The organism is Hoeflea sp. CAU 1731, assembly GCF_039888615.1.
Lineage (GTDB): Bacteria > Pseudomonadota > Alphaproteobacteria > Rhizobiales > Rhizobiaceae > Flavimaribacter.
The window spans coordinates 363,964-385,749 of the sequence record NZ_JBDQQS010000002.1 but is presented as its reverse complement, the minus strand read 5'-3'; the positions used below and the strand labels follow the sequence as shown (position 1 = coordinate 385,749).

General features: G+C 59.6%; 19 protein-coding genes. 14 read left to right on the top strand and 5 right to left on the bottom strand.

Translation table 11 applies throughout. The features are described 5' to 3' along the window. Positions 1-98 precede the first annotated feature (98 nt). Together AAFN47_RS05905 and AAFN47_RS05900 are read right to left on the bottom strand one after the other, a co-directional pair. A complete protein-coding gene (locus AAFN47_RS05905; protein WP_499808275.1) occupies positions 99-839 on the bottom strand; it encodes a phosphotransferase in 741 nt (246 codons plus the stop codon). Positions 840-854: 15 nt separating this feature from the next. Then, on the bottom strand, positions 855-1,007 hold the full coding sequence (locus AAFN47_RS05900) for a hypothetical protein (RefSeq protein WP_499808274.1): 153 nt from the start codon (positions 1,005-1,007) through the stop codon (positions 855-857). A 346-nt stretch (positions 1,008-1,353) separates the two neighbouring features. Here AAFN47_RS05900 and AAFN47_RS05895 point away from each other — a divergent pair, with 346 nt between their 5' ends. From AAFN47_RS05895 to rpmG, 11 genes are all read left to right on the top strand, one after another. Further along, on the top strand, positions 1,354-3,147 hold the full coding sequence (locus AAFN47_RS05895) for an FAD-dependent oxidoreductase (RefSeq protein ID WP_499808383.1): 1,794 nt from the start codon (positions 1,354-1,356) through the stop codon (positions 3,145-3,147). Further along, positions 3,144-5,024, top strand: coding sequence for a 2-oxoacid:acceptor oxidoreductase subunit alpha (locus AAFN47_RS05890; protein WP_499808273.1), 1,881 nt, complete (start codon positions 3,144-3,146; stop codon positions 5,022-5,024). The genes AAFN47_RS05895 and AAFN47_RS05890 overlap by 4 nt, the downstream gene beginning before the upstream one ends. Further along, positions 5,024-6,073 carry a 2-oxoacid:ferredoxin oxidoreductase subunit beta gene (locus tag AAFN47_RS05885; protein WP_499808272.1) on the top strand — a complete coding sequence of 350 codons (1,050 nt, stop codon included), beginning with the start codon at positions 5,024-5,026 and terminating at the stop codon, positions 6,071-6,073. Before AAFN47_RS05890 ends, AAFN47_RS05885 begins: the two co-directional genes overlap by 1 nt. Positions 6,074-6,225: 152 nt before the next feature. Further along, positions 6,226-6,840, top strand: coding sequence for a glycerol-3-phosphate 1-O-acyltransferase PlsY (gene plsY, locus AAFN47_RS05880; protein ID WP_499808271.1), 615 nt, complete (start codon positions 6,226-6,228; stop codon positions 6,838-6,840). A gap of 74 nt (positions 6,841-6,914) precedes the next feature. Then, the gene (gene dprA, locus AAFN47_RS05875; RefSeq protein ID WP_499808382.1) at positions 6,915-8,054 is read left to right on the top strand and encodes a DNA-processing protein DprA; all 1,140 of its coding nucleotides are present in this window, start codon (positions 6,915-6,917) and stop codon (positions 8,052-8,054) included. Positions 8,055-8,242: 188 nt separating this feature from the next. Further along, a complete protein-coding gene (topA, locus tag AAFN47_RS05870; protein ID WP_499808270.1) occupies positions 8,243-10,828 on the top strand; it encodes a type I DNA topoisomerase in 2,586 nt (861 codons plus the stop codon). Further along, positions 10,825-13,113 carry a ribonuclease R gene (gene rnr, locus AAFN47_RS05865; protein WP_499808381.1) on the top strand — a complete coding sequence of 763 codons (2,289 nt, stop codon included), beginning with the start codon at positions 10,825-10,827 and terminating at the stop codon, positions 13,111-13,113. Before topA ends, rnr begins: the two co-directional genes overlap by 4 nt. Before the next feature lie 5 nt (positions 13,114-13,118). Beyond that, entirely contained in the window at positions 13,119-13,559 is a 441-nt protein-coding gene (locus tag AAFN47_RS05860) for a DUF983 domain-containing protein (protein WP_499808269.1), read from the top strand. A 28-nt stretch (positions 13,560-13,587) separates the two neighbouring features. After that, positions 13,588-14,340 carry an NUDIX hydrolase gene (locus tag AAFN47_RS05855; RefSeq protein ID WP_499808268.1) on the top strand — a complete coding sequence of 251 codons (753 nt, stop codon included), beginning with the start codon at positions 13,588-13,590 and terminating at the stop codon, positions 14,338-14,340. A gap of 9 nt (positions 14,341-14,349) precedes the next feature. Then, entirely contained in the window at positions 14,350-15,540 is a 1,191-nt protein-coding gene (locus tag AAFN47_RS05850; RefSeq protein WP_499808267.1) for an MFS transporter, read from the top strand. A 103-nt stretch (positions 15,541-15,643) separates the two neighbouring features. Continuing rightward, positions 15,644-15,811 (top strand): 50S ribosomal protein L33, encoded by a 168-nt coding sequence (rpmG, locus tag AAFN47_RS05845; protein ID WP_220227268.1) that lies wholly within the window; start codon positions 15,644-15,646, stop codon positions 15,809-15,811. Between the two features lie 405 nt (positions 15,812-16,216). Here rpmG and AAFN47_RS05840 read toward each other — a convergent pair whose 3' ends face one another. Continuing rightward, positions 16,217-17,587, bottom strand: coding sequence for a PleD family two-component system response regulator (locus AAFN47_RS05840; protein WP_499808266.1), 1,371 nt, complete (start codon positions 17,585-17,587; stop codon positions 16,217-16,219). A 40-nt stretch (positions 17,588-17,627) separates the two neighbouring features. Further along, positions 17,628-17,999, bottom strand: coding sequence for a response regulator (locus AAFN47_RS05835; protein WP_220227266.1), 372 nt, complete (start codon positions 17,997-17,999; stop codon positions 17,628-17,630). Between the two features lie 142 nt (positions 18,000-18,141). On the opposite strand from AAFN47_RS05835, the gene AAFN47_RS05830 reads away from it, so the two are divergent. From AAFN47_RS05830 to AAFN47_RS05820, 3 genes are all read left to right on the top strand, one after another. Next, entirely contained in the window at positions 18,142-18,423 is a 282-nt protein-coding gene (locus AAFN47_RS05830) for a DUF3572 domain-containing protein (RefSeq protein ID WP_499808265.1), read from the top strand. After that, the gene (locus AAFN47_RS05825) at positions 18,420-19,070 is read left to right on the top strand and encodes a hypothetical protein (protein WP_499808264.1); all 651 of its coding nucleotides are present in this window, start codon (positions 18,420-18,422) and stop codon (positions 19,068-19,070) included. Before AAFN47_RS05830 ends, AAFN47_RS05825 begins: the two co-directional genes overlap by 4 nt. 61 nt (positions 19,071-19,131) lie before the next feature. After that, entirely contained in the window at positions 19,132-20,454 is a 1,323-nt protein-coding gene (locus AAFN47_RS05820) for a DNA polymerase IV (protein WP_499808380.1), read from the top strand. Between the two features lie 347 nt (positions 20,455-20,801). Here AAFN47_RS05820 and AAFN47_RS05815 read toward each other — a convergent pair whose 3' ends face one another. Continuing rightward, the gene (locus tag AAFN47_RS05815; RefSeq protein WP_499808263.1) at positions 20,802-21,773 is read right to left on the bottom strand and encodes a quinone oxidoreductase family protein; all 972 of its coding nucleotides are present in this window, start codon (positions 21,771-21,773) and stop codon (positions 20,802-20,804) included. Positions 21,774-21,786: the final 13 nt, after the last annotated feature.

Sequence of the window (21,786 nt, the reverse complement as noted above, 5' to 3'; positions counted from 1 at the left end):
AAGTATTTTAAATGAGAATGTGGTGCAAGTCCCGACGTGTGTTTCGTTCGCGACTACAAGCGCGCCTCGTTTCGAAATCCGTATCAGGCGCCCACGCTTCAGATTGCAAATCGCGTCTCATCAGCGTCTTCCAGCAGCCTTTGAAGCGTGCTCCGACCCAAGGCGCTCATGGCGGGGTTTGTTTGCCTGTAGTACCAAACGAGACCCATCGCCTGTTGAAACGCCCATGCCGCCGCGCGCGCCCACTCAAGCTCGCCAATTCCAGCTGCGTTGCGAAAAATCTTGCGCCGCTCACGATCCAGGAGATGCCAACCCACAACACAATCGAGGGCTGGATCCGCCGGTCCAAAATCACCTCCGTCGATAACGTCTGCCAGCCTTTCCCCTTTCACCAGCAGATTTGCCGGAATCGGATCCTTGTGGCTCATGACTTCGACGCCGCTGGATGGCAGGTCCCGAAAAACCGACCAGAGACGCCGCAAACGAGCCACGTCGAGCAGACCTTCACTCCTGTGAAAGCACTCCTTCATCCACTCGTCATGATCGGGCAGATGCCCGCCCCGGCCACGCCCGTCGAAACGGCGCCCCTTTAGATCGGCAGCGCGCAAGGATGTGACAAGGCGGGCAAGATCGAGCGCGAAAATCGTTGAGCCGTCAAGCCCGTCCGGCGTCGCCACGGCGCCTTCGATCCAGCTTTGCAGGAGCCACGGCATCGGGTAATCGGCGCTCGCTCTACCGATTCCTCCGGGTTGCGGCGTCGCGACCGGGCAGCATTCACCCAACTCGATCATCGCAGCCGATTCCGCTCGCAGCCTTCGTTCGCACGTTGCCGGATCCATCAACTTCAGCGGAAATCAGGCTGCGTGTCCGGCGCCGATGCGAAACACGGCGTTGTTTGTGCCGGCGCTGTACAGAGGAAGGATTTCCTCGTCCGCCAAATGGGGAAATTGCTCGCGTACGAGAGCGCTCGCGAGTTCGATATCGATCTTCATCTGTTTGCCGTTCAACCGTCGCCCCTGATTCATGCAAATCAACTCAAGATTTCGTCTTGTCTGTTCTACCTGCAACCCAAAGTATTTTCGACATGAGATTCCAAACGTCTCAACCGGCGCAATCGCAAAAATGGCGCATAAAGCAATCGGACCGCGATCCGGCCATTTCCGAACACAATCAAGTGACTTGGCGCTTCGACATATAACAAGACGGGTGGAATAGAGACGGATTTCAGGTTAAAATGATCGCCATGCACAACGATCCGGGAGGGATCGTCGGAGGGGAATAACAGACGTGAACTGCAGACGTTTCACAGGTGTGCAGCGACCCGTTTTGTATTTCGTATAGGGAGAAGCAGACCTGAAACCGACCGATACAAGCGACCCGGAGTATTTCCACAAGGTCGTCGACTGCCAGTATGCGTGCCCGGCGCATACGCCGGTCCCAGCCTATATTCGATTGATCGCGCAGCAGCGCTACACCGACGCCTATCTGATCAACTGGGAAAGCAACGTATTTCCCGGCGTGCTCGGCCGGACGTGCGACCGTCCCTGCGAACCCGCCTGCCGCCGCGGACGGGTCGAGGAAGAACCTGTTGCGATCTGCCGCCTGAAGCGGGTGGCCGCGGATTTCAAGGACGACGTCGCCGGAAGTCTGCCGAAAGCGGGACCCGCCAACGGCAAGAAAATCGCCCTCATCGGAGCGGGGCCGGCCTCGCTGACGGTCGCGCGCGATCTGGCGCCGCTGGGCTACGAATTGCATCTGTATGACCAGCAGGCCAAAGGCGGCGGCTTCATGCGCTCGCAGATTCCGTCCTTCAGGCTGCCCGAAACCGTGCTCGACGAGGAAATCGGGTACGTTCTCGACATGGGCGTGGTCACGAAATTCGACACCTATATCGACAGCATGGCGGAGTTGCTCGGCAAGGGGTACGACGCCATATTCGTCGGTAGCGGCGCCCCGCGCGGACGGGACCTGCCCAAACTGCCGAACCGCAAGGAAGCGGACGCCAACATCCATATCGGCATCAACTGGCTCTCGAGCGTCGCGTTCGAGCACACCAGGAAAATCGGCAAGCGCGTTATCGTGCTCGGCGGCGGCAATACGGCCATGGATTGCTGCCGCACGTCCCGCCGTCTCGGCGGCGAGGACGTAAAAGTAATCGTGCGCAGCCCCTTCGCCGACATGAAAGCCAGCCCGTGGGAGAAAGAAGACGCGATGCACGAGGGCATCCCGATCATCGAAAACCACGTACCGCTAGAATTTGTCGTCGAAAACGGAAAGCTGACCGGCATGACCTTCGAAAAGGTCAAGGCCGTCTATCACAATGACGGCCGTCGCGAACTGGTCTCCACTGGAGAAGAACCTGAGTTTTTCCCGTGCGACGACGTCCTGATCGCCATCGGCCAGGAAAACGCCTTTCCCTGGATCGAGAAGGAAACCGGCATCCGCTTCACCAGCTGGGGCACGCCGATCATCAATGACGACGAGACCTTCCAGTCCACTCGCAAGGAGGTCTTTTTCGGCGGGGACGCCGCCTTCGGACCAGCCAACATAATCACCGCCGTGGCCCATGGCCACAAAGCGGCGGTGTCCATCGACCTTTATTGTCAGGGCAAGAACCTGGCGAAACGGCCGCCGCCGCATGTCAACCTGATGAGCCAGAAAATGGGCATCCACGAATGGAGCTACGATTCCATTCCTATCAACGACAAACGCAAGATCGTGCCTCTGGTCGACCTCAAGAAGGCGCTCAAGGACCGGTCGGTCGAGGTCGAGCTCGGTTTTTCGGAGGATGCGGCCTTCGTCGAAGCCGAGCGTTGCCTCAACTGCGACGCGCAGACGGTCTTTTCGGCTGGCGACTGCATCGAGTGCGACGCGTGCACGGATATCTGCCCGACCAGCTGCATAAGTTTCGTGCGCAACGGACCGGAGGACGAATTGCGCCAGCGGCTGCTGGCGCCGGCTGAAAACCGGGAGCAGGACCTTTACGTCTCCGGCGCTCTCGAGACAGGCAAGGTCATGGTCAAGGACGAAGACCTGTGCCTGCACTGCGGGCTGTGCGCGGAGCGCTGCCCGACCGCCGCCTGGGACATGCAGATGTTTTTCTACAATGTCGCCAAGGCGACGCCGGACATGGTTCGCGTGAGATGAAGCAGATCAAGGGCACCAACGACTTCGTCGTCAAATTCGCCAATGTGAACGGCACGGGCTCCGCCTCCGCCAATCACCTCTTCGCCAAGGCGATCTTCCGGATGGGCATTCCGGTCAGTCCACGCAATATCTTTCCCTCCAACATTCAGGGCCTGCCGACCTGGTACGAGGTGCGGGTCAGTTCCAAGGGGTATCTCGGCCGGCGCGGCGGCGTGGACCTGATGGTCTGCGTCAACCCACAAACGATGGAGCAGGATATCGCCGACATCGAGCCCGGCGGCTACTTTGTCTACGACAACACCAAACCCCTGTCGCCGCACCTGAAGCGGGACGACATTACGTATTTCGGCATCCCGCTGACGGAAATGTGCATGCGGGAGTTCAAGGTCCCTCGCCTGCAGCAACTCCTGAAGAACGTAGTGTATGTCGGGGCCATGGCCGCGCTTCTGGATATCCGTTTCTCCATCCTGAAAGACCTGCTGAACGACCAGTTCAAGGGAAAGGAAAAACTGATTCATCCGAATGTGAGGGCCCTGGAAATGGGCTATCAGTTCGCCACGGAAAATTTCTCGTGCCCCCTGCCCATCCGGCTGGAAATGGGCGGCAACGACGCGCCGCACATCAAGGAAAGCAATCACATCCTGATGAACGGCAACACCGCTGCGGCGCTGGGCGCCATCTATGGCGGCGCCACCGTTGCGGCATGGTACCCGATTACGCCGTCGACATCCGTCATCGACGCGTTTTCCAAATATGCGCAACGGATGCGGATCGATCCGGGAACCGGCAAGAAGAACTTCGCCATCCTGCAGGCCGAAGACGAAATAGCCGCCATGGGCATCGTCGTCGGCGCCGGCTGGAACGGCGCGCGCGCCTTCACCGCCACGTCCGGCCCCGGCCTGTCGCTGATGAGCGAATTCCTGGGTCTTGCCTACTTCGCCGAGGTGCCGGTTGTCCTGATCGACGTGCAGCGATCCGGCCCTTCGACCGGCATGCCCACACGCAGCCAGCAGTCCGACATCCTGGCGGCGGCCTATGCTAGTCACGGCGACACCAAGCACATGCTGCTGTTTCCCGCGACGCCGCGCGAGTGTTTCGACATGACGGTTCAGGCGTTCGATCTTGCAGAGCGGTTTCAGACGCCGATCATCATCATGTCCGATCTGGATCTCGGCATGAACGACGTCATGTCGCCGCCCCTCGAATGGGATGACGACTACGAAATGGATCGCGGCAAGGTTCTGGACGCCGAAGCGCTGGACACAGTCGAAAAGTTCGGCCGGTATCTGGACGTTGACGGCGACGGGATCTGCTACCGCACCCTGCCCGGAACCCATCCCGACAAGGGCGCATTCTTCACTCGCGGTTCATCCAAGAACGAGATGGCGATCTACTCGGAACGCGGCGAGGATTATGTGCGGAACGTCGACCGCTTGCTGCGCAAGTTCGAAACCGCGAAATCATACGTGCCGGAGCCCAAGACGCATCCGCCGATCGAGGTGAAGAAACCCAAGACACGCAAGAAACTCGGCGCGCTGTTCTTTGGCACATCGGCTTCGCCCGCCTACGAAGCGGTCGAGAAGCTGGCGGAGGAAGGCTATCCGATCGACACGATGCGCCTTCGCGCCTTTCCCTTCCACAAAAGTCTCGACGAATTCATCCGCGAGCACGACGTCGTTTTCGTGATCGAACAGAACAGGGACGGCCAGATGCGACAGCTCATCATGAACGAATGTCATGTCTCGCCGGACAAACTTACATCCGTGCTGAATTATTCCGGCATCCCGATTACCGCGCGCACCATCGCCAACCAGATCAGGCAGGCGCTGGACCTTGAAAGCGCCAATGTCGTCAAACTGCATCCGGAGACTGTCTGATGTCCTATTTCAAGCCAAAATTCCGCCATCCCGGCCTACCGGTCAATGCGCTTGGCTACACAATCGCGGACTACGACGGTTCGATCTCGACGCTCTGCGCAGGCTGCGGCCATGACAGCATCTCCACGGCGATCCGCAACGCCTGCTTTTTGTCGTCGATACCGCCGCACCGGATCGCCAAGCTTTCCGGGATCGGCTGCTCGTCCAAGACGCCCACCTATTTTCTGGGACGCAGCCACGGCTTCAACTCGGTGCACGGCCGTATGCCGTCCGTTGCCACCGGGGCGAGCGTCGCCAACAGGGATCTAATCTATATCGGCGTGTCGGGCGATGGCGACACCGCCTCCATCGGAATGGGCCAGTTCATCCATCTGATACGCCGCAACGTAAACATGACGTACATTGTTGCCAACAACGGCTGCTATGGCCTGACAAAGGGCCAAGACAGCGCCACAGCCGATCTTGGCTCAATCAGCAAATACGGATCTCCAACCCCGTTCGAGGGGATCGATCTGGCCAGCCTGGCGCTGCTTCAGGGCGCGAGCTTCGTCGCCCGAAGCTTCTCCGGCGACAAGGAACAACTGGAGCCGCTCCTCCGGGCAGCCATGGCGCATGAGGGATTTGCCTTCATCGACATCGTGTCGCCCTGCGTGACCTTCGCCAACCATGTCGGGTCGACCAAGAGCTACGCCGCGACCAGGGCGCACCTTGAGGCTATGCCACTCGATTTCGTGCCGATGCGCGAAGAGATACGCACGCAATACGACCCCGGCACAACCCAGGCGATCACGTTGCACGACGGCTCCGTCATCCATCTGCACAAGGCGAGCGACAGTCACCAGACCGACGACCGCAACAAGGCGTTGATGTCGATGCAGGCCGCGCGGGAGGAAAAGAAAATCCTGACCGGGCTTTTGTATCTCGATCCCAATACTCAGGATCTCAATCACACCCTCGAGCTTGCAACCAGACCTCTGAACAGTCTGGGCAAGGACGAGCTTTGCCCGGGCAGCCGTGTGCTGAACAGCATCAATGAAGGGTTGCGATAAACCCAGTCCGATTGTCGGTGAAAGATGACGCTTCGTCGTCCCCTTCCCCATAGCCGTGTTGCGATGCGCTCGCGATCCGGCTAGGACTCTATCCCGGCGCATGCTTTCGAACGAGGTGAGCCCAGTGAAAATTGCAATGGGTGGCTGCGACCATGCCTGATCCACTGAGCTGGCAATTGAGCCTGCCTCTTTTTCTTGGAGCCCTGGCTTTCGGCTACCTCCTCGGCTCCATTCCCTTCGGCCTGCTATTAACCCGCATGGCGGGTCTGGGCGATATCCGGTCGATCGGCTCCGGCAATATCGGCGCGACAAACGTGCTGCGCACGGGCAACAAGGGGCTGGCGGCGGCGACCCTGATACTCGATGCGCTGAAGGGCGTGGCGGCCGTGCTGGTTGCAAAGACCTACGGGCTCGATGCTGCGATCATCGCCGGGTTCGGCGCTTTTGTCGGTCACTGTTTCCCGGTCTGGCTGAAGTTTAAAGGCGGCAAAGGCATTTCCACCTATCTGGGCGTACTGCTGGCGCTGCTGCCTCTCGGCTGCGCCATCTTCGCCGTTGTGTGGCTCGCGACGGCCTTTTTGAGCCGTTACTCGTCGCTTGCGGCGCTGGTGGCGGTCATCGTCGTGCCGGTCGCAGTCTTTCTGCTCGGTCACGCCCATATCGCACAATTGCTCACACTCATGAGCGCAATCGCCATTTTCAAGCACAGAGCCAATATTGCACGGCTCGTTTCCGGTGAGGAAAGCAGGATAGGAGACAAGGAATAAGGGATGTTATTCATATATATTGAACGGGCCGCGCCATCTGACCCGGACAAGAGCAGGATGCTCTGATGGCCAAGATCGCGGCGGGCGGCCTGCGATCCCTCGGAGAAAACGAACTGATCGACAGAATAAGGCTGATCCGCAGCCCGAATGTCGGTCCCGTGACGTTCCACAAGCTGATCATGCGATTCGGCGACGCCGGCGCAGCTCTCGACGCGTTGCCGGACCTTGCGCGACGCGGCGGGCTCGCGCGACCTTTCCGGATCGCCGGCCGGGATGTCGCCGAACGCGAAGTTGAGACGGCCGATCGAGCAGGCTGCCGGTTGATCGCTTCTTGCGAGACAGACTATCCGTCCGCACTGCGCACGATCGATTCCGCACCGCCGATCATCACGATCAAAGGCGACGCCAGCCTCTTCGCCAAACCGTCGACGGCGATTGTCGGATCGCGCAACGCCTCGATCGCCGGATGCAAGATCGCCGGGATGCTGGCCCGCGGCATCGGCGAAGCAGGCTTCTCGGTGACATCAGGGCTCGCGCGCGGCATTGACGCCGCGGCGCATGAGGCGTCCGTGCCGACAGGAACCATCGCCGTGCTTGCGGGCGGACTGGACAGACCCTATCCGCCGCAAAACATTCCACTGATGAACAGGATCGCCGAAACCGGAATCGTGTTGAGCGAAACGCCGTTCGGACACGAGCCGCGCGCGCGCGATTTCCCGAGGCGCAACCGAATCATCGCCGGGATCAGTCTCGGGCTGGTCGTGGTGGAAGCCGCCAAGCGCTCGGGCTCGCTGATCTCGGCGCGGCTTGCCGGCGACTACGGACGGTTGGTGTTCGCCGTGCCCGGATCGCCGCTTGATCCGCGCGCGAAGGGGACCAACGACCTGATCCGCGACGGCGCAATTCTCGCCGCCGAACCCGGCCATGTCGTCTCCGCGATCGATCCGCTCGTCTGCGTCCCTGAAGAATTCAATTTTCAGGCGGACGACCAGCTCGGCGAGCCGGCGGCCGCCCCGCCCCCGGCCGATGCGGACCGCGAACGCATCGCCGGATTGATGGGACCGACTCCAATCGCGATCGACGACATTATTCGCCATGCAGGCGTCGCCGCATCGCAGGTTCAGATGGTCTTGCTGGAGCTTGATCTGGCCGGCAGGATCGAGCGTCACGCCGGAGGAACGGTGTCGCTCGCAATGCCCTGTTCGTCGGGCTGAGGCGGGGAGATAACGCCGGGCGCGGGTTGCAAAACCGCCTTAAAAGACACCATATGCGAGGGTGGCTACACCCAAAAATGTCGCTCTGCCCTCTTGACCATTCGTCGCCGGATGTTCATTTGCTGAGCCTCGATTCACCGCTTGCGCCGGTTTCGCAAGCCCCAAAGACACCACCTCCAGAGTTTCTCATGAATGTTGTAGTTGTCGAGTCTCCCGCCAAAGCCAAGACGATAAACAAGTACCTTGGTTCCGGTTACAAGGTCCTTGCGTCCTTCGGTCACGTTCGCGATCTGCCCGCCAAGGACGGTTCGGTGCGGCCGGACGAAGACTTCGAAATGAGCTGGCAGGTCGACGCAGCGTCCAACAAGCGGTTGAAGGAAATATCCGAAGCGGTAAAGAAATCCGACGGACTGATTCTGGCGACAGACCCCGACCGCGAGGGCGAGGCGATTTCCTGGCACGTGCTGCAGGTGCTGAGCAAGAAACGCGGCGTGCTCGGCGACAAGCCGGTCAAGCGCGTGGTGTTCAACGCCATCACCAAGCGCGCAGTTCTAGACGCTATGGCCAACCCGCGCGACATCGACGCGTCGCTTGTCGACGCCTATCTGGCGCGGCGCGCCCTCGACTACCTTGTCGGCTTCAATCTGTCGCCGGTGCTCTGGCGCAAGCTGCCCGGCGCCCGGTCGGCAGGCCGCGTCCAGTCGGTGGCGCTCAGACTCGTTTGCGACCGCGAGGCAGAGATCGAGCGATTCGTATCCGAAGAATACTGGCAAATCATCGCTCACCTGCAGACGCCGCGCAACGAAGGCTTCGAGGCCCGGCTGGTTTCTGCCGACGGCAAGAAACTGCAGAAGATGTCGGTGACCAACACCGACGACGCCAACCGCCTGAAGACAATGCTCGACGGCGCGACCTTCGTCGCCGAAAGCGTCGAGGCCAAGCCGACGAAGCGCAATCCGGCGCCGCCCTTCACCACCTCTACGCTGCAGCAGGCGGCCTCTTCGAAGCTCGGCTTCAATGCGTCGCGCACCATGCAGGTGGCGCAGCGCCTCTATGAGGGCATCGACATTGGCGGAGAAACCGTTGGCCTCATTACGTATATGCGAACCGACGGGGTGCAGATGGCCGGCGAAGCGATCGACGCCGCAAGACAGGCGATCGGCGAGCAGTTCGGCGACCGGTACCGTCCGGAAAAGCCGCGCTTCTATGCAACCAAGGCGAAGAACGCCCAGGAAGCGCACGAGGCGATCCGTCCGACCGAATTTACGCGCACGCCTGACCAGATGAAGCGGTTTCTCGATTCCGATCAACTTCGCCTCTACGACCTTGTCTGGAAGCGCGCGATCGCCAGCCAGATGGCTTCGGCCGAGATCGAGCGGACGACCGTGGAGATCAGCGCCGTCAATGGCGACAGCCGCGCCGGCCTCAGGGCCACCGGATCCGTCATCCGCTTCGACGGCTTCATCGCCGCCTACACCGATCAGAAGGAAGACACCGATCCGGCGGACGACGGCGACGACAAGCGGCTGCCTTGGATGGACGCGAAGGATCAACTCGAACGCGACAAGATCGACGCCTCGCAGCATTTCACCGAGCCGCCGCCGCGCTACTCAGAGGCGAGCCTCATCAAGAAGATGGAAGAACTGGGCATCGGCCGGCCTTCGACCTATGCGACGACGCTCGCAACGCTGCGCGACCGCGAATACGTGACCATCGACAAGCGCAAGCTTATTCCAGAAGCAAAGGGACGTCTGGTCACCGCGTTTCTCGAGAATTTCTTCGAGCGCTACGTCGAATACGATTTCACCGCGGCGCTGGAAGAGAAGCTCGACAAGATTTCGGCCGGCGACCTCGCCTGGAAAGACGTGCTGAAGGACTTCTGGTCGGAATTCCTGACCCACATCGAAAACACCAAGGAGCTGCGCGTATCAAACGTTCTGGACGCGCTGAACGAGGAACTGGCGCCGCTGGTCTTCCCCGAGCGCGAGGACGGCTCCAATCCCCGCATTTGCCCGAAATGCGGAACCGGCAACCTGTCCCTGAAACTGTCGCGCTACGGCGCCTTCGTTGGCTGTTCGAACTATCCGGAATGCGGCTATACGCGGCAACTGGGCCCGAACGGCGCCGACGCAGAGGCCTCCGGATCGGACGAGCCCGCGGAACTGGGCGCTGATCCGCACACTGGCGAACCGATCACGCTTCGGACCGGCCGCTTCGGCCCCTATGTCCAGCGCGGCGAAGGCAAGGACGCAAAGCGTTCCAGCCTGCCGAAGGGATGGAAGCCCGAAGATATCGACCACGAAAAGGCGCTCGCCCTACTCTCGCTTCCGCGCGATGTCGGCATGCACCCCGAAACGGGGAAGATGATATCGGCCGGGCTCGGTCGCTATGGTCCGTTCGTGCACAGCGAGGGCGTCTACGCCAATCTCGACAGCATCGAGGAGGTGTTCTCCGTTGGTCTTAACCGCGCTGTCACGCTGATTGCAGAGAAGAAGGCCAATGGCGGCGGACGTCGCGCCAAGGCCGCTGCTCTGAAGGAGCTCGGCGATCATCCCGACGGCGGGGCGATCACGGTTCGCGACGGGCGCTATGGCCCATACGTCAACTGGGGCAAGGTCAACGCAACCCTACCAAAGGCCATGAAACCTGAATCGGTGACGATGGAAGAGGCGCTCGAACTGATCGCGGCCAAAGCCGGAAAAGGCGGCGGCAAGGCGAAGGCGCGCAAGGCGCCGGCCAAACGCAAGAAGCCCGCCGCAAAGACCGAGAGCTGAATTTGGCGAAGAAGCAGATCAGGAAAGACGATGCAAAAGGCGCCATTCCGGATCGCGAAACCGTGTTGCGTTTCATCGCAGAAAATCCGAACCGCGCGTCGAAGCGCGACATCGCCAAGGCGTTTTCCCTCAAAGGGCAGGACCGGATAGACCTCAAGCTGCTGTTGAAGGATCTCGAAAACGACGGACTGCTCGAGAAACGGCGCAAGACCCTTGTTCGACCCGGCTCCCTGCCGCCGGTGACGGTTCTCGAGATCGTCGCTCGTGAAGACGACGGGAGCCTGACGGCGCGACCGTCCGAATGGCCGGATGACGGCTCGACAGCGCCAGCCGTGCGCATTCGCGCCGAACGTCCTTCGAAAAACCGGAAGCGTGGCCCGGCGCCTGGCGTCGGCGACCAGGTGCTTGCCCGCATCGCCCAGAACGACGACCCGACGGATGCGCCTTTCACCGGGCGCGTCATGAAGGTTCTCGAACGGTCGAAGGGCTTCACGCTCGGAGTGTTCCGATCGACGCCCGGCGGCGGCGGCCGCATCGAACCGGTTGAACGGCGCGACAAAGAAATCCTCATCGCTGCCGATGACGTTGGAAAGGCCAAGGACGGCGACCTCGTCGAGGTGCAGTCGGCGCGGTCCGGACGTCACGGGCTCAACCGCGGAATGGTCCAGGACGTCGTAGGATCGGTCGCCAGCGAACGGGCAATATCCACCATCGCGCTCCACGCCCACGGCATTCCGCACGTCTTCCCGCCGGAGGTTATGGACGAAGCTGCAAAAGCCGACCATGCGTCGATGAAAAATCGCGAGGACTGGCGCAAGATCCCGCTTGTCACCATCGATCCGGCCGACGCCAAGGACCACGACGACGCGGTTTTCGCTGAAGCCGACGACAACCCCGAAAACAAGGGAGGCGTTGTCGTCTATGTCGCGATCGCCGATGTCGCCTGGTATGTCCGTCCAGACACCGCCCTGGACAGGGAGGCCTTCAAACGCGGCAATTCGGTCTATTTCCCGGACCGGGTCGTGCCGATGCTTCCGGAACGCATCTCGAACGATCTGTGTTCGCTGAAGGAAGGCGTGGACCGCCCCGCCCTCGCCGTGCGGATGATTTTTACTCACGACGGCAGAAAGATTGGACACACATTTCACCGCGTCATGATGAAGAGCGCGGCGCGCCTCGCCTACGCCCAGGCGCAGCAGGCCATCGACGGCCATCCGGACGACAAGACCGGAACTCTTCTCGACGGCGTTCTGAAACCGCTCTGGCATGCCTATGGCGTGCTGAAAAAGGGACGCGACCGGCGACAGCCGCTCGATCTCGACCTGCCGGAACGCAAGATCCGGCTGAACGACGACGGCAGCGTCGCCGATGTGATCGTTCCGGACCGACTGGATGCGCACCGTCTGATCGAGGAATTCATGATCCAGGCGAATGTCGCTGCGGCCGAAAGCCTTGAGCGCAAGCGCCAACCGCTGATTTACCGCATTCATGACGCGCCTTCGCTCGCCAAGCAGGAGGCGCTGCGCGAATTCCTGAAAACACTGAACATGTCCCTGTCCAAGGGAAACCTGCGATCCAACAGTTTCAACGGCATCCTGGCCGGCGCGCGCGACAAGCCCTATGAGACGATGGTCAGCGAAATGGTGCTGCGTTCGCAAAGTCAGGCCGTCTACAGCCCTGACAATATCGGCCATTTCGGTCTTAATCTGAGGAAGTACGCGCATTTCACCTCGCCAATCCGCCGCTACGCCGATCTGATCGTCCATCGCGCGCTGATTGCGGCTTACGGGCTTGGCGAGGGCGGCGTCACAGCCAAGGAAGAAGAGAATCTGGAGGAGATCGCCGCGGAGATCTCAGCCTTCGAGCGCCGGGCCATGGCCGCCGAACGCGACACGGTCGACCGGCTGATCGCCCACCACTTGGCTGACCGGGTGGGCGAGATTTTCAACGGCCAAATTTCCGGCGTAACCAAATCGGGTCTGTTCGTCAGCCTGCCTCAATTTGGCGCAGACGGCTTTGTACCCGTTTCCACACTCGGCCTGGACTACTATATCTACGACGAATCGCATCAGGCGATGGTTGGAGAAAGGTCCGGCATGGGATATCGGTTGGGTGACCGCGTGGAAGTGCGGCTGGCCGAAGCCATACCCCTTGCGGGCGCGCTTCGTTTTGAAATGCTGAGTGAGGGTCGCAAGTTGCCGACGGCGACGCGCTCCTTTCACAAAGCGAACAGCAGTACTCGCAAGCAACGCGGCTCCGTTCGCCGCGGGCGGCGAAGGGGGTAAACGGAATGTCGGTTGAGATCAGATATGGTGATGAAGCGTCGCCGAAGAAACGCGACCTTTGGGGCGCTATGAAAAGAGGCTGGCTCGGACGGTGCCCGCATTGCGGCGAAGGGCGGCTGTACAAGTCATTTCTCAAACCCGTGCATAGCTGCGAATGCTGTGGCGAGGAGATGCATCACCATCGCGCCGACGACCTGCCGCCATACCTGGTGATCTTCATAACCGGCCATGTCATTGTCGCCGCCTTCATGATCTTCGAGGAGCTTGTGATTCTCAATACCTGGCAGCATCTGGCGATCTGGGCGCCGATGACAATCGTCATGGCGCTTGCGCTGATGCAGCCCGTAAAAGGCGCTGTCATAGGCATGCAATGGGCCAACTATATGCATGGATTCGGCGGGGAAACGGATGAGGTCGCCGACGCCGATTTGGACAGGTACGAATAGTACGCCTGTGACGGGGCATGGCCTGAATATGGATACGCCAGAATTTCCCAATCGTTTCGCAAACAAGGTGGACATGGACGCCGACGCCAGCAAACGGGCCGGCGACTACCCGCTGCTGCGCCCGACCGACGCTGCGACTCTGATTGTCATTGACCGGTCCGGCGACGAGCCAGCGGTTCTGATGGGCAAGCGCCATGTCGCGCACGCCTTCATGCCCGATCTCTACGTGTTTCCCGGGGGGCGCCGTGACCCGCATGACGGGCGCGTGCCGGTAGCAAACCATCTCGAAGAAACGGTGACGGCCAAGCTTTTGCAGAAGATGCCGAGCCCCGCCTCCCCCGTTCGGGCCCAGGCCCTGGCGACGACTGCAATACGCGAAACCTATGAGGAGGTTGGTCTTCTGATCGCCGCCGAGGGACGCACGATAAATCGCGGCGTCTGGAAGGATTTCGCCGACAGGGGCCTTGCTCCCATGCAATCCAAATTGCGCTATATCGCCCGGGCCATCACGCCGCCCAGGCAGAAACGGCGTTTCGACACGCGTTTTTTCGCCTGTTTTCGGGATGAAATCGGCTATGCGAGGCCAGAGGCGAGCAACGAACTCATCGACTTGCGCTGGGTGCGGTTTTCCGAGATGGAAGAGGTGAGCATGCCGCGCATTACCCTCGCAATTATCGAGGATTTGCGGCAGGCGATGCTGCGGGACGCCGCTCTGCCCTTTGGCGGACCTGTTCCCTTCTATCAGTCTCGCTATGGCCGGCGCAGCCGCGAAATTCTTTAGAGCCTCGTCATGGACTCGCGGGCCCACGACACTGTCACAATCGCCGAAGCCGAAGCACCAATAGCCTGGTTGCCAGTCAGCGCCGCAATTGCATCGATCAGCGCTGTCGGAATCGCGCTCGGGCTCGGGCTTCCGCTGTTGAGTTTCATTCTGGAGAAAGAAGGCGTCTCGGCCTCGCTTATCGGGCTGAATTCAGCAGTCGCCGGGATAGCCTCGCTCGCTATAGCGCCATTCTGCACGCCGATCGCCATGCGCTTCGGCGTCGCCGACACCATGCTCGCCGGCGTCGTCATTGCGGCCCTGTCGGCGATCGGCTTCTATCTCGCCCCGCATTTCTGGATGTGGTTTCCGCTGCGCGTCACTTTCCACGGCGCGATAACACTGCTGTTCGTGCTTTCAGAATTCTGGATCAATACAGCAGCGCCGCCATCCAGGCGCGGCTTCATTCTCGGGCTCTACGCAACCGTGCTGTCGCTCGGTTTCGCCCTTGGGCCAATGCTGTTTTCCATTCTCGGAAGCGAAGGCATTGTGCCTTTTCTGGTCGGCTCCGCGATTATTCTCGCCTCGGCTATTCCTGTGCTGATGGCGCGCAACGAAAGCCCCCGGCTGGAGCGTCGCTCCATCGGACCCTTTTTCAAATATGTGTATCTCGCACCAACCGCAACGGCGGCCGTTTTTGTGTTCGGAGCTGTCGAATCCGGCGGATTCGCGCTGTTTCCGGTGTATTCCTTGAGGATCGGGTTCACCGAGGGCGACGGCGCCCTGCTCCTGACCATGATCGGTCTTGGCAATGTGCTATTCCAGATCCCGATTGGCATTCTGTCCGACCGCGTCCGTGATCGGCGATCCCTGTTGACGCTCTTTGCGGTTGTCGGCCTGGCGGGAGCCCTTTTGCTGCCGGTCCTTTCAATTCACTGGTGGCTGCTCGCCGCCGTGCTGTTCGTCTGGGGCGCAGTCGTCGCAGGCCTGTACACGGTTGGCCTCGCCCATCTCGGAGCGCGGCTGCACGGCGGCGAGCTTGCTTCGGCCAACGCCGCTTTCATCTTTTGCTATTCCATCGGCATGATGATCGGGCCGCAAGTTCTGGGCTCTTCGATCAGCGCGATGGGCCCGCACGGCTTCGCCTATGGCCTTGCATTCTTCTTCCTGATCTACATCGCGCTTTCGATGGGACGTATTCTAATCCGACCCATGCGGTGAATAGAGCTTGACTTTTCGTCAGGCATTTGTAGTTATCCCGCCAGATTTCAGCCGCGGAGCGTTACGCTGCCTGCGGCTTCGTTTTTAGAAAGCGGACAGAACAATGGCCAAAGCCACAACAATCAAGATCAAGTTGGTATCGACTGCCGACACCGGCTACTTCTACGTTGCAAAGAAGAACAGCCGCACGATGACCGAAAAGATGGTCAAGACGAAGTATGACCCGGTCGTCAAGAAGCACGTCGAATTCAAAGAAGCCAAAATCAAGTAGCGGCATCGCCACACGTCGATAAAAAAAGCCGCTTCAGAAATTCAGAAGCGGCTTTTTATATGGGGGCCGGTCGGCGCCGGCAGCGGTACGAGGAGGCCACAAACCGGACACCGACCAGCCGACCCCACGACCCAGGAGATGCGGCGGACCTGAGCACCATGGGGTAACTGAATTGTTCAGCAGTCTGCTGCTTGCGAGGCAGTCTTAGACTGCAATCGCCTCAACTCTTGCTCAACACGGCAAAAAAATCAACGATTTCTTAACTGATTCGCTTCGGCATGCGTAAAAATGGTAAATTTACGGATGCGGTAGTGCGAATACCGACCTGTCGCGCGACATCAATAGTCAAGACATCCTGAATGATAGGCGCAGTTCCTGAAAGTTCCGTGACACTGGCGGCGTCCTTCAGCTCATCTTGGAAATCACAAGGTTGCGGCCTGCCCGTTTTGCCGCCAGAAGCGCCGTATCGGCGCGCTTGATCAGGCTGGCGGCGCTGTCGCCCTCGACGAGCCCCGTAACGCCGAAAGAAGCCGTAAGATTGGGCCTTGGCGCTTCCTTTCCGATCCGGAACGGCGCATTTTCGATCGCCTGTCTCAGACGCTCGGCGATCATGCGCGCATCGTCGGCGGAGGTATCGGGAAGCACGATTACGAACTCCTCCCCGCCAATCCGGCAGGACAGATCGATGCCGCGAATGACGCCGCGTATGCGTGTTGCGAATTCCGAGAGCACTGCGTCACCGGCGTCATGGCCGTGTTCGTCGTTAATCAGCTTGAAGCGGTCGACATCCAGCATGATGATGGACAACGCCCTGCCCCGTTCCTGCGCCCGTCTGATCAACGTCTCCAAATGGTTGTCGAGGTAGCGACGATTATAGAGCCCGGTCAGCGGATCCGTGACCGAGAGCGTGATCGAATTCTGCACGCTGGATCGCAGATGATCATTGAACCGTTTACGCTTGAACTGTGTCCTGCAACGCGCAATCAACTCATTGGGATCGACCGGAGCGACAAGATAGTCGTTCACGCCAAGGTCAAGCGCCCTGTGAACAAGACCTTCATCGCCTTCCTGGCAGATCAGCAGCAGCGGAATGAAACGCGTCGTTTCATTGGAGCGCAACTGCGAGCACAGCCGCAGCGGATCGTGTGAGGCCAGCCTTGCGTCGACAATCACCAGTTCGAAATCCGCGCCAGTCGCGGTCGACAGAGCTTCACCCGGATCGGCGACTTCAGTGACATCGGCGAATTTGCGCAGCGCGGCCTTGAGCCTGGTTCGCGACAGACCGCGTTCCGATACCAATAAAGTCAGGCCCTTTCTCGAATCCAGCTCCGCATTGGAGTTGATGAATTTCTCGATGCCGAGATTCATCGCAGTCTGGGCGCGCACCCTGAGTTCGTCGGTCATCGTCTTTAAACGGACGAGGCTTTTGACGCGGGCGACGAGTTGCGTTTCGTTGACGGGTTTGCTCAGAAAATCATCGGCGCCAGCCTGAAGCCCCTTCACGCGATCCGGAAGCTGATCCAGCGCCGTTATCATGACGACGGGAATATGCATGGTGCGGGGATCCGATTTGATGAACCGGCAGACCTCATAGCCGTCGACACCGGGCATCATGATGTCAAGCAGCACCAGATCGACCGCCGACGTTGTGCATATGTCAATCGCCTGCCTGCCGTCAGCCGCTGTCTCCACCTCGAAATATTCGGCCTGGAGCCTGGTGGCCAACATTTTGCGATTGGCAGCTATATCGTCGACAACAAGTATTCGCGCCGTCATGGCAATATTCCCGTTCCATCCGGCGACGTGCGTGGTTTCGTCAATAATCGCCGAGATAGTTCTTAATTGTTTCCAAAAACCTGGGTACTGAAATCGGTTTCGACATGTAGGCCTCGCAACCGCCTTGTCTTATGCGCTCTTCATCTCCTTTCATGGCGAACGCCGTTACCGCAATAACCGGTATCGTGTGCAACTCATCGTCGTCTTTGAGCCACTTCGTCACTTCGAGTCCCGATACCTCTGGAAGTTGTATATCCATAAGAATAAGATCTGGTTTATGCTGGCGCGCCAGGTCCAGCACGTCGAGTCCGTTGCGCGTCTGTATTGTCTCGTATCCGGAAGCTTCGATCAGGTCGCGAAAGAGCTTCATATTGAGCTCATTGTCCTCGACAATCATGACACGCTTGGGCATAAAACGCTCCGTATTCTCTATTACGCACCAGGACATGATCCTACAGGAATTGATCACCCGGGACTAATTTCTGCTCGAAACACCAAAGTTTTGACAAACAAGGTTGAGGAAATGCAAATTCGCCTACTTGTCGACACAGTGCATGGGTAACGAACAGTCAATGGCGCTCTGCGCGGATATCCTCACCTGGATTTCCGCGGATGAGGAGATGATGTCCCGGTTTTGGGCATTGTCCGGTTTGACACCGGAAACGTTGCGCGACGCTGCCGCCCAGCCGGGCTTCGCCGCAGGTGTATTCGATTTTCTGGCAAACCATGAACCGACGCTTCTCGCCTATTGCGAGGATCGTCAGATTTCCCCTCAAACAATTGTAAATGCATGGTATTCGGAAAATGGCGGCCCTCCTCCGGGGGCAAATCCGTGACAAGGCGACCAAACCCAAAAATCGACATTCCAGTCCTAGATGGAGAACGGCCTCTCATCGTCAGCGATGTTGACGAAGTCGCGCTGAACTTCCTCGATCCGTTCAACGCCTTTCTGCAAAAGAACGGCTACGAACTGATTCCGCGCTCTTTCAAGCTGACAGGCAACGTCGTATCGATCGCAGGTGGCAATGCGGCCCCGTCCAGGACTGTGTCGACGCTGATGGACGCTTTCTTCGCCGCACAGCAGAAATGGCAGACGCCGACCGCCGGCGTTGTCGATTCGCTGGCAAGGCTCTCCACCATCGCAGACATCATTTTTCTATCGGCGATGCCGCCCAAATACTTTGCTGCCCGAAGGGCCTTGCTGGATGAATTCGGCATGCATTATCCACTCGTCGCCAGCGAATCTTCAAAGGGCGAATTGATCAGGCAAATTCACGCGGATAGCGAGCATCCCGTCATCCTGATCGACGACATGATCTACAATCTGCATTCCGTCAAGAAACACATCCCGCATTCCATGGCGATCAACTTTATGGCGAACGACACGTTTCGCGCGATGGCGCCGGATCCCGGCGAAGACGTGCACCTCGCCTCGGACTGGCCCCAGGTCACGCAGCTGATCCTGCGCCACATTTCTGCTTGATGCCCGCAGGCATTGCGCCTACAACCATGATGTTCAATATTTGTTCCGCCCAATCATCGCCATGGAACATGCGCCAAACAATCCCGCAGCCGGCTTTTGCCGCGACTGTCTTGAGTATCAGGGGCAGCCGTCGCGGCGCTGCCGGACATGCGGGAGTCCGCGGATCGTCCGACACGATGAGCTCTATGATCTGACAGTTGCGCATATCGATTGCGACGCCTTCTACGCCGCGGTCGAAAAACGCGACAATCCGGAACTGGCCGACAAACCCCTTATCATCGGCGGCGGACGCCGCGGCGTGGTCTCCACAGCCTGCTACCTTGCGCGCATCAAGGGCGTGCGATCGGCGATGCCTATGTTCAAGGCGCTCGAAACCTGTCCCGAAGCCGTCGTTGTCAAGCCGGACATGGAAAAGTACAGCCGCGTCGGACGCGAAGTCCGCAGCATGATGGAAGAACTGACGCCGCTGGTTCAGCCGATATCGATCGACGAGGCTTTTCTGGATCTTTCAGGCACGCAGACACTGCACCGCAATCCGCCCGCCCGCACCCTCGCCGACCTGGCGCGTCGCATCGAGAACGAGATCGGCATTACCGTGTCTGTCGGGCTGTCCTACTGCAAGTTTCTCGCCAAGGTCGCCTCCGACCTTGAAAAGCCGCGAGGTTTTTCCGTAATCGGCAGGGCGGAAGCCATGGATTTCCTGCGAGAGAGGCCGGTGACGACGATATGGGGCGTCGGCAAGGCGTTCGAAGCAACCTTGAAGAAGGACGGCATCACGACGATCGGTCAGTTGCAGACGATGGAGGAAAGCGACCTGATGCGGCGTTACGGCCTCATCGGGCAGCGTCTCTTCCATCTATCGCGGGGTCAGGATTCCAGGCAGGTCCATACCCGCGACAGCGCCAAAAGCGTTTCTTCCGAGACCACCTTCAACTATGACTACGCGGACGCCGAAACCCTGGTCCCGATCCTCAGGAGCCTGTCGGAAAAGGTTTCCCGTCGTTTGAAGAAGAACGACATCGCCGGCCAGACCGTCGTGCTGAAACTGAAATCCGCCGATTTTCGCACCCGCACCCGCAATCGCCGCCTGGACGATCCAACCTGTCTGGCGGACCGCATTTTCAGAACCGGACTGTCATTGCTGTCGCCTGAACTGGACGGCACGAAATATCGTCTCATCGGGATCGGCGTGTCAGATCTGACACGATCCGACCTCGCCGACCCGCCCGATCTCGTCGACGAGGCGGCCCAACGCCGCGCCAACGCCGAACGCGCGATCGACCGGATCCACAATCGCTTCGGCGACGATGCGGTAGAGACGGGCTACACGTTCGGCAAGGGCCGCAACGCCCGCCCCCAGCGGGACAATGATGCGACCGAATAGTGTGGTGGATTTGAAGTTCCTTACATTGTAGCAGCGGTCTCATACAGGAACTTCAAATCCGTAAACCACACTAGAATCATTATCTTGCTAGCGCCCCTATCGAATCTGAAGTTCGAACAAAGCGTGCCGCATGATGTAACGAACTTCAGATTCGGGGCACTAGTGTGGTGGATTTGAAGTTCCTTACATTGTAGCTGCGGTCTCATACAGGAACTTCAAATCCGTAAACCACACTAGAATCATTATCTTGCTAGTGCCCCTATCGAATCTGAAGTTCGAACAAAGCGTGCTGCAGGATGTAACGAACTTCAGATTCGGGGCACTAGTCCAACGTCACCGCCAGCGATTTACGGCGTGAGAATGGTGCACCCGGTGGTCTGGCGCCCTTCGAGCGCAGTGTGGGCGGAAGCCGCGTCGGCCAGTTCGAAGGTCTGGTTGATGTTGATCCTGACCGAACCGGAGCCGATCTGATCGAACAGCGCCGCCGAGGCCTTGTCGAGCCAGCCGGGCAAAACGACGAAATGGAACAGCGTCGGTCGCGTCGCATGGAAAGAACCTGCCGCAAGCTCGCTGATGTTGAAATCGGTGATAGCGCCGGACGACTGGCCGAAGCTGACGAAAGATCCGTGCAGTTTCAGGCACTTCAACGATCCCCTCCAGGTGGTCTTGCCAACGGCGTCATAAACGGCTTCGACGCCGTCTGGCGCCAGTTCTTTCACCTTCTCGACAAAATCGTCCTTGCGGTAGTCGATGACGTCCGAATAGCCGTGATCCAGCGCAAGGGCGCATTTTTCGGATCCGCCGGCTGTGCCGATCGCACGAACGCCCTTTGCCGCAAGCCACTGTCCGACGATCAGGCCGACGCCGCCGGCGGCGGCGTGGAAGAGCACCGTATTGCCCTCTTTCACCGCGAAGCTGCCATGCAGAAGGTAGTAGGCGGTCAGGCCTTTGAGAAACGAGGCCGCGGCGATTTCGTCACTTATTCCGTCCGGTATCTTCACAAGGGTCTTTGCGCCTATCACGCGGTGGCTTGTATAGGCGCCATTCGGGGCGGTGTAGACGACCCGGTCGCCTGGCGACACATTGCTGACAGACGACCCGACGGCCTCCACCACGCCAGCGGCTTCTGACCCGAGCACCAGATCGGATTCGACCGGCCACGGGTAGAGGCCTGAACGAAAATAGGCGTCGATAAAATTGACGCCGATAGCCGTGTGGCGCACCAGCGCCTCGTCGGCGCCCGGTTGCGGGACTTCTGTTTCCTTCTTCTGCAGGACTTCCGGTCCGCCCGGCTTTGTCGCGACGATTGAATAAGCCACCTGATTTTCTCCC